This window comes from Saccharothrix sabaoui (assembly GCF_051756985.1).
Classification (GTDB): domain Bacteria; phylum Actinomycetota; class Actinomycetes; order Mycobacteriales; family Pseudonocardiaceae; genus Actinosynnema.
In genome coordinates this window covers 1-11,851 of sequence record NZ_JBPKJK010000225.1, presented here as the reverse complement: position 1 = coordinate 11,851, position 11,851 = coordinate 1, and the positions used below count along the sequence as shown (strand labels likewise).

Below are 11,851 nucleotides of genomic sequence, written 5' to 3'. Positions count from 1 at the left end.
CTGAGCGTTGGACTCTCGAGGCCCCGGCGTTGGACTCTCGGGGCCTGGGGGTTGGACTCTCGGCGGGGGTCAGGCGGGTTTGGTGGCGCGGTGGAGGGCGACCATGCCGCCGGTCAGGTTCATCCAGGCCACGTCCTCCCAGCCGGCGCGGGCGACGACCTCGCCCAGCGCGCGCTGGTCGGGCCACGTGCGCATCGACTCGGCGAGGTACTTGTAGGCGTCCGGGTTGGACGAGACGAACTTCGCGATGAGCGGCAGGACCTTGAGCAGGTGGCGCATGTAGACGTACCGGAACGGCCGGAACGTGGGCGTCGACACCTCGCACACCACCAGCCGGCCGCCGGGCCGCACCACGCGGGCCATCTCGCGCAGCGCCGCCTCGGTGTCGTTGAAGTTGCGCAGCCCGAAGCTGACCGTCACCGCGTCGAACGCGCCGTCCGCGAACGGCAGGTGCAGCGCGTCGGCGGCGACCTTCGGCACGTCCCGGTGCCGCCCGCCGAGCAGCATGCCGACGGAGAAGTCCGCCGCCACGCACCACGCGCCGGACGCCGCGTACTCCACCGTGGACACCGCCGTGCCCGCCGCGAGGTCCAGCACCTTCTCACCGGGGCGGGCGTCGAGCACCCGCCTGCTCCACTCGCGCCAGCGCCGGTCGAACCCCAGGGTCATGACCGAGTTCGTGCGGTCGTAGCCCTTGGCCACGCCGTCGAACATCTCGGCGACCTCGCGGGGGTTCTTGTCCAGACCTGCGCGCGACATGAAAACAGCCTAGGTGACGCGCAGAGCGGCCAGCATCCCGTCCACCGCCGCCTGCCACGGGTACTCCTCGGCACGTGCCCGCGCCGCGCCCCGGCGGGCCGGCTCGGGGTCGTCGAGCAGCGCGTTCACCGCGCCCGCGAACGCCGGCGCGTGGTCGGCCACCGCCGCCCCGCACCCCGGCCGCACGATCTCCCGCAGCGCCGACGACGCCGAGACCACCACCGGCGTGCCGGAGGCGAGGGCTTCGAGGGCGGCCAGGCCGAACGTCTCGTGCGGGCCCGGCGCGAGGGACACGTCGGCGGCGGCCAGCAGGTCCGCCACGGCCGCGCGGTCGCCCAGGAACCCGAGGAACGTCACCGGCAGGCCCGCGGCCCGGCGTTCCAGCGCCTCCCGGCGCGGTCCGTCGCCCGCGACGACCAGGCGGACCCGGTGCCCGGCGGCGTGCAGCTCGGCGGCGGTGTCGACGCTGCGCTCGACGTGCTTCTCCGCCGAGAGCCTGCCGCAGTGCACGAGCAGCGCGTCCGCGCCCCGCGCGAGGTCGGCCCTGAGCGACCGGTCGTGCCGCGCCGGGGTGAACGTGCGCAGGTCCACGCCCAGCGGCACGCGCACGACGTTGCGCGCCCCGATCCGGTCGAACTCCTCGCGGGCGAACGCCGTCGTGCACACCACCGCGTCGTAGGAGGCGGCCATGCGGGCGTTGGCCGCGTCCGCCACCCGGCGCGCCACGCCGGCGGGCACCAGGAACTGCTCCAGCAGCCGGTCCAGCCGCTCGTGCGAGATGACCACGCCGGGCACGCCGCGCTCCGCCGCCCAGCGGCCCATGCCGCGCAGCGTGAGCCGGTCGGACACCTCCAGCCGGTCCGGCGCGAGCCGGTCGAGGAGCGCCCGCACCCGCCACGGGTCGACCGCGCGGTAGCCGCCCGTGCCGGGGATGCGCGGGGCGGGCAGCGTGACGCGGCGCACGCCGCCGGCCAGCCGCTCGTCGGCGTGCGCGGGGCCGGGCACCACCAGGACGACCTCGTGGCCGTGCGCGGCGTACCCGGCGCCCAGGTGGTGCAGGGCCGTGCGCAGGCCACCGGAGCGGGGGCCGTAGAAGTTGGCCAGCTGCACGATCCTCACGCGGCGCGCCGCTCCTGGACGTCCAGCACGGCCGCGTAGTGGCCCAGCAGCTCGTCGCACACCGCCGCCCACGTCCGGCCGCGCACCCAGCGCCGCGCCGCCTGCCCGTACTGCCGGCGGCGCAGCGGGTCGCGCAGGTCCTCGACGGCTGCGCGCAGCCCGTCGTCGTCGATGAACAGGTAGCCGGTGTTCGGTCGCACGAGGTCGCGCGGCCCGCCCGCGTCCGGCGCCACCACCGGCACGCCGCTGGCCAGCGCCTCCTGCACGGCCTGGCAGAACGTCTCGTGCGGCCCGGTGTGCACGAACACGTCGAGGCTCGCGTACGCGGTCGCCAGCTCCGCGCCCGACCGGAAGCCCAGGAAGGCCGCGCCCGGCAGCTCCCGGCGCAGCCGCTCCTCCTCCGGCCCGTCGCCGACGACCACGAGCCGGACGCCCGGCAGGTCGCGCAGCGCCGCGAGCCGGTCCACCCGCTTCTCCGGCGACAGGCGGCCGACGTACCCGACCAGCAGCTCACCGCCCGGGGCGAGCGCGCGGCGCAGCGCGTCGTCGCGGCGGTCCGGGCGGAACAGCTCCACGTCCACGCCCCGGCCCCACCGGTGCACGCGCGGCACGCCGTGCTCCTCCAGGGCCGCCACCGCCCAGGTCGACGGCGCGAGCGTGCGGTCGGCGCGGGCGTGCAGCCGGCGCGTCCACCGCCACGCGGCGCGCGCCGTGAGCCCGAGGCCGTAGTGGCCCGCGAACCCGGCGACGTCCGTCTGGTAGACCGCGACGGTCGGCACGCCGAGCGCGCGCGCCGCCGACAGGCCCCGCGCGCCCAGGACGAACGGGCTGGCCAGGTGCACCACGTCGGGCCGGAAGTCGTGCAGGGCGGTCAGCACGCGGCGGGTCGGCACGCCCACCGGCAGCGAGCTGAACCGCGGCAGGTCCACCGCCGGGACGCGGACGACGGGCGTGCCGCCGTGGTCCTCGGGGCCGGGGCCCGGCGCGACGACGAGGGCCTGGTGACCGCGTGCCCGCAGGTGCTCCAGCACGCGCAGGACGGAGTTGGTGACGCCGTTGACCCGGGGGAGGAAGCTCTCGGTGACGATCGCTACGCGCACGCCGACCACCCTGCGGGCCGGAGGACACGTCGGCGTGACACCTCGGCGAACGCCCGCGGAACTCCGCGCGACGGCGTTGACGTTGGCCGCGGTTTCACCTGGAGTACGCGTCGCGGCCACACTCTGCGGTGACACTAGGTCGGCATGACCGTCTTGTCGTCCCGACCCGCGCAGCCCGTCGATCCCGGCCTGGTGTCGATCGCGCTGGAGGTCGCGGGTCGCCTGGCCAACGACGCGTCCGACGTCATCATGGCGACGGCGGGGCGCGGTGCGCGACCGGACGACGACGCGTCGCCGTTCGACTGGGTGACCGACACCGACCGCACGCTGGAGCGCCACACGCGGCGCGTGCTGACGGCGGAGTTCCCCGACATCCCGGTGCTCTGCGAGAACGTCGACACCGACGTCGCCGCGGACGTGCCGTTCCGGTGGGTGGTGGACCCGGTGGACGGCACCGCGAACTACGTGGCGGGCGTGCCGTGGTGCGCCTACAGCCTCGCCCTGGTCGACCGGTGGGGGCCGGTCGTCGGCGTCGTGGCCGACCCGTACCGGGCGCAGATCTACGCCGCGGCGCGGGGGCGCGGGATGAGGGCCAACGGCACGCCCGTGAAGCTGGGCGACCAGGCCGTCAGCGCGATCGTGTGCACGGAGATGACGAGGACCGGGCCGTGGCCGGGGATGGGCGAGTTCATCTCGCGCGCGGCGGTGGCGGGCACCGGGGTGCGGGTGCTGGGCTCGAAGGCGCTGGCGGTCGCGCAGGTGGCCCTGGGCCACGCGGCGGCGGCGGTCCTGCACAGCTACCACGAGTGGGACGTGGCGGGCGCGGTGGCGCTGGCGGTCGAGTCGGGCGCCGTCGTGCTGGACCGGAGGGGCGAGGACGCCCCGCTGCCGGTGGACGGCCTGCTCGTGGCCATGCCGGAGGTGGCGGAGGAGGTCCTCGGGTGGTGGCAGTCGTCGATGGCCCGTTAGGCCGTTTGACGCAGGGCCCGCTCTGCGCCAGAGTTGTCCCCGCCGGGTCCAGTAGGACCCGGAAGTGGACCCGGTTCACCGTCCGGACGGTCGGTTGCCGGGTTTCGCGCTGTCCGGACGCCTACCGGCCCGTCAGCTGTTGCCCAGGTGCGGTAGCTGCTGCTCCAGCACCTCCAGGTGCACGCGGGCGTTGTCGAGGGACGGCTGGGTGAACATCCGGAGCGCCACGCGGCCCACCTCGTCCTCGAACGCGGTGAAGTCGTGCACCGCCGCGGCGAGGCGTTGGGACACCGGGTGGTCCTGGCCGGCGCCCAGGGCGCGACCGAGGTCGGCGATGCGGCGGACGTCCCCCAGCTCCGCGCCGAACTGGGCGGCGATGCGCTGGAACCACTCGCGGGCCGGGGAGAGGGGGACGGTGGCCACCGCCGCGTTGACCCGGCTGACGGCCAGCTCGCACCTCGCGACCATCGCGGACCAGCGGTCGTTCGGGGGCGGGGGCGCCAGGCGCGGCGGGGGCGGCAGGGGCGGCAGGGGCGGGTGGGCCAGGGGTGGGTGGACCTGGTGGCGCGGGCGGCGGGCGGCGCCCACGACCAGGCCGAGCAGGGTGCCCGGCACGCCGCCGATCAGGGTGCCGAGCATCAGCGAGGCGATGAGGCTCGCGACGACGTTGACCTCGTCGTCGGCCGTAGGCAGGGCGAGGCCGAACATGAACAAGGCCGTCATCAGCACCGTGCCGATGAGCAGTCCCCACAGCGCCGACCGTCCCATGTGCACCAATGTGCCAGATCAGGCGTCGAAATCGACCGTGATCGCCGTGGTCCGCGCCACCGACTGGCAGGTCAGCACGAAACCGGCCTCCACCTCGCGCGGCTCCAGGGCGTAGTTCCGGCGCATCTCCACCTCGCCCGACACGACCAGCGCGCGGCACGTCCCGCACACGCCGCCCTTGCAGGCGAACGGCAGGTCGGAGCGCACCCGCTGGGCCGCGTCGAGGATCGGGGTGTCCGCGGGCAGCGGCACGTCGGTGGACCGGCCGTCCAGCACGACGGTGCACGTCGCGGCGGCCACCACCGACTCGTCGGCGCGGCGCGGCGCGGGCGGCGGCTCGTCCACGTGGAACAGCTCGTGGTGCACGCGGTCGTCCGCGACGCCGAGCGAGGACAGCACCGACCGCGCGTCCGTCACCAGCCCGTACGGGCCGCACAGCCACCAGTCGTCCACGTCGGCCCACGGCACGACGGTCCCGAGCAGCGCCCGCAGCTTCGCCGCGTCGAGCCGGCCGGAGAACAGCTCGACGTCCCGGGGTTCCCGCGACAGCACGTGCACGAGCTGGAACCGCGCCGGGTACCGGTCCTTGAGGTCGGCCAGCTCGTCGCCGAACATCACCGTGTCGGCCCGCCGGTTGCCGTACAGCAGCGTGACGCGCGCCCCGGCGGCCAGGACGGTGGCGGCGATCGACAGCGCGGGCGTGATGCCCGAACCGGCGACGACCAGCGCGTGGTGGTCGCCGGGGGCAACGAGGTCGCGGGGGGTGAAGTTCCCGGCCGGCGGCAGCACCTCCAGCACGTCGCCGGGCTGCACGCGGTCCACCAGCAGCGTCGAGAACAGCCCGCCGTCCACCCGCCGCACGCCGATGCGCAGCGGGGTGCCGACGGCCGCGCAGATCGAGTACGACCGGCGCTCGTCGCCGTTGCGCAGGGTCACGAACTGCCCGGCGCGGAAGGCGAAGACCTCCTCCAGCGCGGCGGGCACGTCGAACGTCACCGCCACCGCGTCGGAGCACAGCCCCTCGACGGAGGCGACGGTCAGCTTGTGGAACCCCGGCCGCGCCACTCAGATCTCCTTCACGTGCTCGAACGGCTCGGCGCAGTCCAGGCACCGGCGCAGCGCCTTGCACGCCGTCGACCCGAACCGGGACAGCTCGGCCGTGCGGGACGACCCGCAGCGCGGGCAGGCCACCCGGGCGGGCGGCGGCACCAGGTTCAGCGGCACCGGTCCGACGGCGCGGGGCCCCAGCCGGGACGGCGGCGCGATGCCCGCCTCCCGCAGCTTGCGCAGGCCGTCCTCGCTGATCCAGTCGGTGGTCCACGCGGGCGACAGGGAGGTCCGCACCTCCACCGGCCCGTACCCCGCGGCCGACAGCGAGCGGCGCAGGTCGGCGCCCATCTCGTCGAGCGCGGGGCACCCCGAGTAGGTGGGCGTGATCGTCACCGACACCCGCCCGTCCGGGGCCTCGGTCACGTCCCGCAGCACGCCGAGGTCGGCGAGCGTCAGCACGGGCAGCTCGGGGTCGCGCACGCCCGCGGCCACGTCGTAGGCGGTCACCAGACGGCCCCCGGCAACGACCGGTGCAGGTGCTGCATCTCGGCCAGCAGGTAGCCCATGGCCTCGGTGTGCACGCCGTCGCGCCCGGCCCGGCCGTTCACCCGCGCCGCGGGCACGTCCGCGGGCCGCTCCAGCCCGGCCGCCGACAGCACGGCGTCGAGCACCCCGTCCACCTCGGCCCGCAGCCCGGACGGGTCCACCGCGACGCCGGCCAGCCGCAGCTCGACGGCGTGCGGCGCGAACAGCTCGTCGACGAACGGCCACACCCGCTCCAGCCCGGCCCGCATCCGCCGGTGGGACTCCTCGGTCCCGTCGCCGAGCCGCACGGTCCACTGCGCCGCGTGGTCGCGGTGGTAGGCCAGTTCCTTCAGGCCCTTCTCGGCGACGGCCGCGAGCACCGGGTCCGCGCTGCCCCTCAGCCGCGAGTAGGAGGCGACCTTCCAGGAGGAGAACACCAGCAGCCGCGCGATCGTGGTGGCGAAGTCGCCGCCGGCGACCGGGCCGCACTCGATCTCGGCGAGGTGCACGTTGCGGAAGTCCCGCTCGTCGCGCAGGAACGCCAGCGCGTCCTCGTCCCGACCCGCGCCCTCGACCTCGCCGGCCCGGGTGAGCAGCAGCCTGGCCTGGCCGAGCAGGTCGAGCGCGATGTTGGCGAGGGCGACGTCCTCCTCCAGCTCCGGCGCGCGCGAGGTCCACTCGGCCAGCCGCTGGGACAGCACCAGGGCGTCGTCGCCGAGCATCAGGCAGTACGCGGCCAGGTCGGCGCGGTCGACGCCGGCGGGCACCTCGCGGTCGACGCCGGTCAGCGGCTCGGCGAACCCGGTGCCGAACGCCCAGTGCGCGTCGTCCTCGCCCAGCAGGGACTCGTACGCGTTGTCGAAGCTCATAGGTGCGGCACGTCCTCGGGGATGTCGTAGAACGTCGGGTGCCGGTAGACCTTGTCGCCGCTGGGCTCGAAGAACGGGTCCTTCTCGTCCGGCGAGGACGCGGTGATCGCCGCCGCGGGCACCACCCAGATCGACACGCCCTCGTTGCGGCGGGTGTAGACGTCGCGCGCGTTGCGGACGGCCATCTCGGCGTCCGGTGCGTGCAGCGAGCCCACGTGCACGTGGTTCAGCCCGCGCTTGCCGCGGACGAACACCTCCCACAGCGGCCACGACGAGCTCATGCGACGTCCTCCCGAACAGCCCTCTTGGCGGCGTGCGCCCCGGCCGCCGCGCGCACCCACTCGCCGTCCTCGTGCGCCCGCCGCCGGTGCTCGACGCGCTGCTTGTTCGCGGGCCCGTTGCCGCCGACGACCTGCCAGAACTCGTCCCAGTCCGGCTGGCCGAAGTCGTGGTGGCCGCGCTCGGGGTTCCACCGCAGCTCCGGGTCGGGCAGCGTCACGCCGAGCTTCTCGGCCTGCGGCACGGTCATGTCGACGAACTTCTGCCGCAGCTCGTCGTTGGTGTTGCGCTTGATCCGCCACGCCATCGACCGCTCGGTGTTGGCGCTCTCCGCGTCCGGCGGGCCGAACATCATCAGCGACGGCCACCAGAACCGGTCGACGGACTCCTGCACCATGGCGCGCTGCGCGTCGGTGCCGCCCATCATCGTCATCAGCAGCTCGTAGCCCTGCCGCTGGTGGAAGGACTCCTCCTTGCAGATGCGGATCATCGCCCGCGCGTACGGCCCGTAGGACGTGCGGCACAGCGGCACCTGGTTGCAGATGGCGGCGCCGTCCACGAGCCACCCGATCACGCCGACGTCGGCGTAGGACAGCGTCGGGTAGTTGAAGATCGAGGAGTACTTCTGCCTGCCCGAGATCAGCTTCCCGGTCAGGTCGCCGCGGTCGGCGCCGAGCGTCTCGGTCGCGGCGTACAGGTAGAGGCCGTGGCCGGCCTCGTCCTGGACCTTGGCCAGCAGGATCGCCTTGCGGCGCAGCGAGGGCGCGCGGCTGATCCAGTTCCCCTCCGGCTGCATGCCGATGATCTCGGAGTGCGCGTGCTGCGCGATCTGCCGGATCAGCGTCTTGCGGTAGCCGTCGGGCATCCAGTCGCGCGGTTCGACGCGCTGCCCTGCCGCGACGGTGCGCTCGAACTCCGCCTCCAGGTCCATGGAGGCGATGTTACACCTGAACGCTGTTTTTGAGGAGAACTGTCACAAGCGGCGGCGCAGCCACCAGACCAGCGGCAACAGCACCGCCCACACGGCGAGCAGGAACGTGCCGATGGGCAGCAGGGCGAGCACGGCGGTGCGGCCCGCGACCCGGGCCACCTCGGGGTCGGCGGTGTCGTACTCGATGCGCACGAGCTGGCCGGGCTCCAGGCCGTCCGGGTAGAGCAGGCCCTGCGACGGGCTGTGCACCGCGCCGTCCGGGGTCGCGAAGCGCACGACCGTGCGCTGGAACGAGACGGAGACCACCTCGGCGGTCGCCTTGCCCAGCCGCCCCTCGATCATCAGGTCGTCGCGCCAGCACGCCGCGAGCAGGATCACCCCGATCAGCGTGACGACCGCGCCCAGCACCAGCAACGCCCGGCCGACCAGGAGCTTCACCTTCGGGCGGGCACCCGTGCGCACTGCGTCGTCCACCACAACCGAGGAGTCTAGGACGGTCCTCACCCCGTCTCTCAGGGACGACTCCATACCCTCGTTGGTGTGACATCGGCTCCTGCCTCTCGAACACGACAGCGGCTGCGCGTGCACACCGGGCGCACGTCCGGCGACGACCTCGTGGGCGCTCTGCCCTCGCCGACCGGCGCGCTGAGCTGGGTCCGCGACGGCTCGGGGCTGGTCGGCTGGGGCGAGGCGGCGCGGTTCGAGGCGTCGGGGCCCGATCGGTTCGCCGCCGCCGACCGCTGGTGGGCCGAGTTCACCGCGTCGCTGGACGTGGACGACGAGCTGGGCGTGCCCGGCAGCGGGCCGGTGGCGTTCGCGAGCATGGCGTTCTCCGACCGGCCGGGCCGCTCGGTGCTGGTCGTGCCCGAGGTCGTGGTCGGCCGGCGCGGCGGCCACACCTGGACCACCACCGTCGGCGCGCCGCGGCACCACGGGGTGCGGCCCGTGCGGCGGCCGACCGGGGTGCGCTACGCCGACGGCGAGCTGCCCGTGACCGCGTACCGCGAGGCCGTGCGCGCCGCCGTGGCCCGGATGCGGGCGGGCGAACTGGACAAGGTGGTGCTGGCGCACGACCTGCTGGCCGTCGCGGACGAGCCGATCGACCACCGGTTCGTGCTCGCCGGCCTGGCCGAGCGCTACCCCGAGTGCTGGGTGTACGCGGTGGACGGCCTGATCGGCGCGACCCCCGAGCTGCTGCTGCGCCGCACCGGGTCCGTGGTCGACTCGCGCGTGCTGGCGGGCACCACGTGGCCGCACGACGGGATGTCCGACGACGAGCTGGCCGGCGCGCTGATGTCCTCCGGCAAGGACCGCGAGGAGCACGGGTACGCGGTGGCGTCGCTGGTCGAGACGCTGCGGCCGTTCTGCTCGTCGCTGTCCGTGGACGGCCCGTCCGTGCTGCGGCTGCCGAACGTCTCGCACCTGTCCAGCGACGTGATCGGCGAGCTGAGCGGCACGCCGTCGCTGCTCGCCCTCGGCGCGGCGCTGCACCCCACGGCCGCGGTCGGCGGCACGCCCCGGGCCGACGCGATCCGGGTGATCGAGGAGCTGGAGGGCCTGGACCGGGGCCGCTACGCCGGTCCCGTGGGCTGGGTCGACGGCGACGGCAACGGCGAGCTGGGCATCGCGCTGCGCTGCGCGCGGGTGGAGGGCCGCACGGCCCGCCTGTTCGCCGGGTGCGGCCTGGTCGCCGAGTCCGACCCCGACACCGAGGTGCGCGAGGCGCACGCCAAGATGCTGCCGTTCCGCGAGGCCCTCGAAGGGCTGTGACCGAGGTCACCGGGACGCCGGGCGGTGCTCCGGCCAACCGGTACGTGACCACAGCACTGGACGACCCACCGGACCTCCGCGGGCCCGACGTGACGGCCGCGTTCGCCGAGCTGTTCGACGCGCACGCGCGGCAGCTGCGCGGCTACCTGGCCGGCCGGGTGGGCGACTCGGCGGCGGACGACCTGGTCGCCGAGACGTTCCTCGTGGCGTTGAAGCGGCGGCGCAGCTACGACCCGGGGCGCGCGCCCGTCAAGGGCTGGCTCTACGGGATCGCCACGAACCTCGTGCGCGAGCACCTCCGCCGCGAGACCAGGGGCAGGCGGGCCGGGCTGCGGCTCGTCGGCCGCCCCGAACCCGACCACGGCGCCGCCGTCGCGGACCGCGTGGACGCCCAGCGCAGCACCGACGTGCTGGCCCGCGCCCTCGCCGGGCTGCGCGACGAGGACCGCGACGCGCTGCTGCTCACCTCGTGGGCCGGGTTGTCCCCGGCCGAGGTCGCCGCCGCGCTCGGCGAGAACGACAGCACCGTCCGCTCCCGGCTGCACCGGGTCCGCACCAGGCTCCAGGCCCTGCTCTCCGAGGAGACCACCCGCGATGCGTGAACTCGACGACGCCCTCGCCGACCTGAACCGGGACGCCCGCGCGTCCGACGCCCCGCTGGACGCCGTGCGCGCCCGCGTCCTGGCCGCCGCGGCGGCCGAGTCCGCCGCCCCGGAGCGCCCCGCGCCCCGCCGCTGGTACCTGCCGGTCGCCGTCGCCGCGGCCGCCGCGCTGGTCACCGGCGTGGTGGCGGTGGGCACCGGCGGCCCCGGCACCCGGCAGGTCGCCGAACAGCCGGCCACCGGCGTCCCGGAGTCCGAGGTGCCGCCGGTCCGGCTGCTGTCCGCGCGGGAGTACCTGACCATGGCGGCCGACGCGATCACCGCCGTCGACCAGCCGCTCGCGCCCGGCCAGTACCGCTACGTCGCCGCGCACGAGTGGAACCAGCGCGGCGTGGCGGTGGGCACCCCCGTGGGCGAGCCGAACCCGACGCCGGCCGGCTACGACTACCTGGTCGAGTCGCGCACCGAGACCTGGATCCCCCACGACATCACCCAGGAGTGGCTGAACCGGCGCACGCCGCTGGAGGGCGCGAAGTTCCTGGGCGGTTCGGTGCCGCGGTCCGAGGCCCCGCTGCCCGAGCCGGACGTGACCGCGAAGGGCGAGCGGCGCGGGAAGTGCGGCGACTTCTTCCCGAACGCGCAGCCGAGGAAGGTCTGCGGCGACCCGCGGGACTGGGACAACCCGGACTTCTACACGGGCCTCCCCCGCGACCCGCAGGCCCTCGCGCAGTGGCTGCGCGACGCCACCGCGCACCGCGGCGGCGCGCCGACCGCGGCGTTCCACTGGGCCGTGCAGCTGCTGCACACCGGCCTCGTGCCCGCCGACCTGCGGGCCGCGCTGTACCGGGCGCTGGCGACGCTCGACGGCGTGGCGGTGACCGACGGCAACGTGAACCTGGACGGCCGCGTCGGCGTCGCCGTCGCCGTCGAGAGCCCGAACGAGCACCGCGAGCTGATCGTGGACCCGGCCACCGGCGACTTCATCGGCGAGCGCACCGTCGCCGGCCCGGAGCCGCACAGCCCGTGGATCGCGCCCGGCACGGTGACCGGCTACTCCGCCATCACCACCAAGGTCGTCAACGCCCTGGGCGCGACCTCCTGACCGCGACT

At 75.1% G+C, this 11,851-nt stretch carries 14 protein-coding genes; 4 read left to right on the top strand and 10 right to left on the bottom strand.

The window, feature by feature from the left end:
- Window positions 1-69: 69 nt before the first annotated feature.
- From ACR807_RS38535 to ACR807_RS38525, 3 genes are read right to left on the bottom strand one after another with little or no spacing between them, the layout of a single operon-like run.
- Complete coding sequence (locus ACR807_RS38535; RefSeq protein ID WP_438926466.1) at window positions 70-759, bottom strand: demethylmenaquinone methyltransferase; 690 nt, start codon at window positions 757-759, stop codon at window positions 70-72.
- A 9-nt stretch (window positions 760-768) separates the two neighbouring features.
- Entirely contained in the window at window positions 769-1,878 is a 1,110-nt protein-coding gene (locus ACR807_RS38530; protein WP_438926465.1) for a glycosyltransferase, read from the bottom strand.
- Complete coding sequence (locus ACR807_RS38525; protein ID WP_438926464.1) at window positions 1,875-2,978, bottom strand: glycosyltransferase family 4 protein; 1,104 nt, start codon at window positions 2,976-2,978, stop codon at window positions 1,875-1,877. The genes ACR807_RS38530 and ACR807_RS38525 overlap by 4 nt, the downstream gene beginning before the upstream one ends.
- A gap of 144 nt (window positions 2,979-3,122) precedes the next feature.
- On the opposite strand from ACR807_RS38525, the gene ACR807_RS38520 reads away from it, so the two are divergent.
- Entirely contained in the window at window positions 3,123-3,947 is an 825-nt protein-coding gene (locus ACR807_RS38520) for an inositol monophosphatase family protein (protein WP_438926463.1), read from the top strand.
- Window positions 3,948-4,079: 132 nt separating this feature from the next.
- Here the strand turns inward: ACR807_RS38520 and ACR807_RS38515 are convergent, their stop codons facing one another.
- From ACR807_RS38515 to ACR807_RS38485, 7 genes are read right to left on the bottom strand one after another with little or no spacing between them, the layout of a single operon-like run.
- Window positions 4,080-4,715: a hypothetical protein gene (locus tag ACR807_RS38515; RefSeq protein WP_438926462.1), complete on the bottom strand. Its 636-nt coding sequence runs from the start codon at window positions 4,713-4,715 to the stop codon at window positions 4,080-4,082.
- A gap of 18 nt (window positions 4,716-4,733) precedes the next feature.
- The gene (paaE, locus tag ACR807_RS38510) at window positions 4,734-5,780 is read right to left on the bottom strand and encodes a 1,2-phenylacetyl-CoA epoxidase subunit PaaE (RefSeq protein ID WP_438926461.1); all 1,047 of its coding nucleotides are present in this window, start codon (window positions 5,778-5,780) and stop codon (window positions 4,734-4,736) included.
- The gene (gene paaD, locus ACR807_RS38505) at window positions 5,781-6,275 is read right to left on the bottom strand and encodes a 1,2-phenylacetyl-CoA epoxidase subunit PaaD (RefSeq protein ID WP_438926467.1); all 495 of its coding nucleotides are present in this window, start codon (window positions 6,273-6,275) and stop codon (window positions 5,781-5,783) included.
- Window positions 6,269-7,159 carry a 1,2-phenylacetyl-CoA epoxidase subunit PaaC gene (paaC, locus tag ACR807_RS38500; protein ID WP_438926460.1) on the bottom strand — a complete coding sequence of 297 codons (891 nt, stop codon included), beginning with the start codon at window positions 7,157-7,159 and terminating at the stop codon, window positions 6,269-6,271. Before paaC ends, paaD begins: the two co-directional genes overlap by 7 nt.
- Window positions 7,156-7,440, bottom strand: a complete 285-nt coding sequence (gene paaB / locus ACR807_RS38495) for a 1,2-phenylacetyl-CoA epoxidase subunit PaaB (protein WP_438926459.1) — start codon at window positions 7,438-7,440, stop codon at window positions 7,156-7,158. Before paaB ends, paaC begins: the two co-directional genes overlap by 4 nt.
- The gene (gene paaA, locus ACR807_RS38490; protein ID WP_438926458.1) at window positions 7,437-8,369 is read right to left on the bottom strand and encodes a 1,2-phenylacetyl-CoA epoxidase subunit PaaA; all 933 of its coding nucleotides are present in this window, start codon (window positions 8,367-8,369) and stop codon (window positions 7,437-7,439) included. The genes paaB and paaA overlap by 4 nt, the downstream gene beginning before the upstream one ends.
- 42 nt (window positions 8,370-8,411) lie before the next feature.
- Entirely contained in the window at window positions 8,412-8,897 is a 486-nt protein-coding gene (locus tag ACR807_RS38485) for a DUF3592 domain-containing protein (RefSeq protein WP_438926457.1), read from the bottom strand.
- Window positions 8,898-8,909: 12 nt separating this feature from the next.
- On the opposite strand from ACR807_RS38485, the gene ACR807_RS38480 reads away from it, so the two are divergent.
- From ACR807_RS38480 to ACR807_RS38470, 3 genes are read left to right on the top strand one after another with little or no spacing between them, the layout of a single operon-like run.
- Window positions 8,910-10,139: an isochorismate synthase gene (locus ACR807_RS38480; RefSeq protein WP_438926456.1), complete on the top strand. Its 1,230-nt coding sequence runs from the start codon at window positions 8,910-8,912 to the stop codon at window positions 10,137-10,139.
- Complete coding sequence (locus ACR807_RS38475; RefSeq protein WP_438926455.1) at window positions 10,136-10,741, top strand: RNA polymerase sigma factor; 606 nt, start codon at window positions 10,136-10,138, stop codon at window positions 10,739-10,741. Before ACR807_RS38480 ends, ACR807_RS38475 begins: the two co-directional genes overlap by 4 nt.
- A complete protein-coding gene (locus ACR807_RS38470; RefSeq protein WP_438926454.1) occupies window positions 10,734-11,843 on the top strand; it encodes a CU044_5270 family protein in 1,110 nt (369 codons plus the stop codon). Before ACR807_RS38475 ends, ACR807_RS38470 begins: the two co-directional genes overlap by 8 nt.
- Window positions 11,844-11,851: the final 8 nt, after the last annotated feature.

Excerpts from the sequence above, each read along its gene's own strand:
- paaB (WP_438926459.1), bottom strand. The coding sequence starts at position 7,440 with ATGAGCTCGTCGTGGCCGCTGTGGGAGGTGTTCGTCCGCGGCAAGCGC.
- paaC (WP_438926460.1), bottom strand. The coding sequence starts at position 7,159 with ATGAGCTTCGACAACGCGTACGAGTCCCTGCTGGGCGAGGACGACGCG.
- ACR807_RS38520 (WP_438926463.1), top strand. The coding sequence starts at position 3,123 with ATGACCGTCTTGTCGTCCCGACCCGCGCAGCCCGTCGATCCCGGCCTG.
- ACR807_RS38485 (WP_438926457.1), bottom strand. The coding sequence starts at position 8,897 with ATGGAGTCGTCCCTGAGAGACGGGGTGAGGACCGTCCTAGACTCCTCG.
- ACR807_RS38470 (WP_438926454.1), top strand. The coding sequence starts at position 10,734 with ATGCGTGAACTCGACGACGCCCTCGCCGACCTGAACCGGGACGCCCGC.
- ACR807_RS38535 (WP_438926466.1), bottom strand. The coding sequence starts at position 759 with ATGTCGCGCGCAGGTCTGGACAAGAACCCCCGCGAGGTCGCCGAGATG.
- paaA (WP_438926458.1), bottom strand. The coding sequence starts at position 8,369 with ATGGACCTGGAGGCGGAGTTCGAGCGCACCGTCGCGGCAGGGCAGCGC.
- ACR807_RS38515 (WP_438926462.1), bottom strand. The coding sequence starts at position 4,715 with ATGGGACGGTCGGCGCTGTGGGGACTGCTCATCGGCACGGTGCTGATG.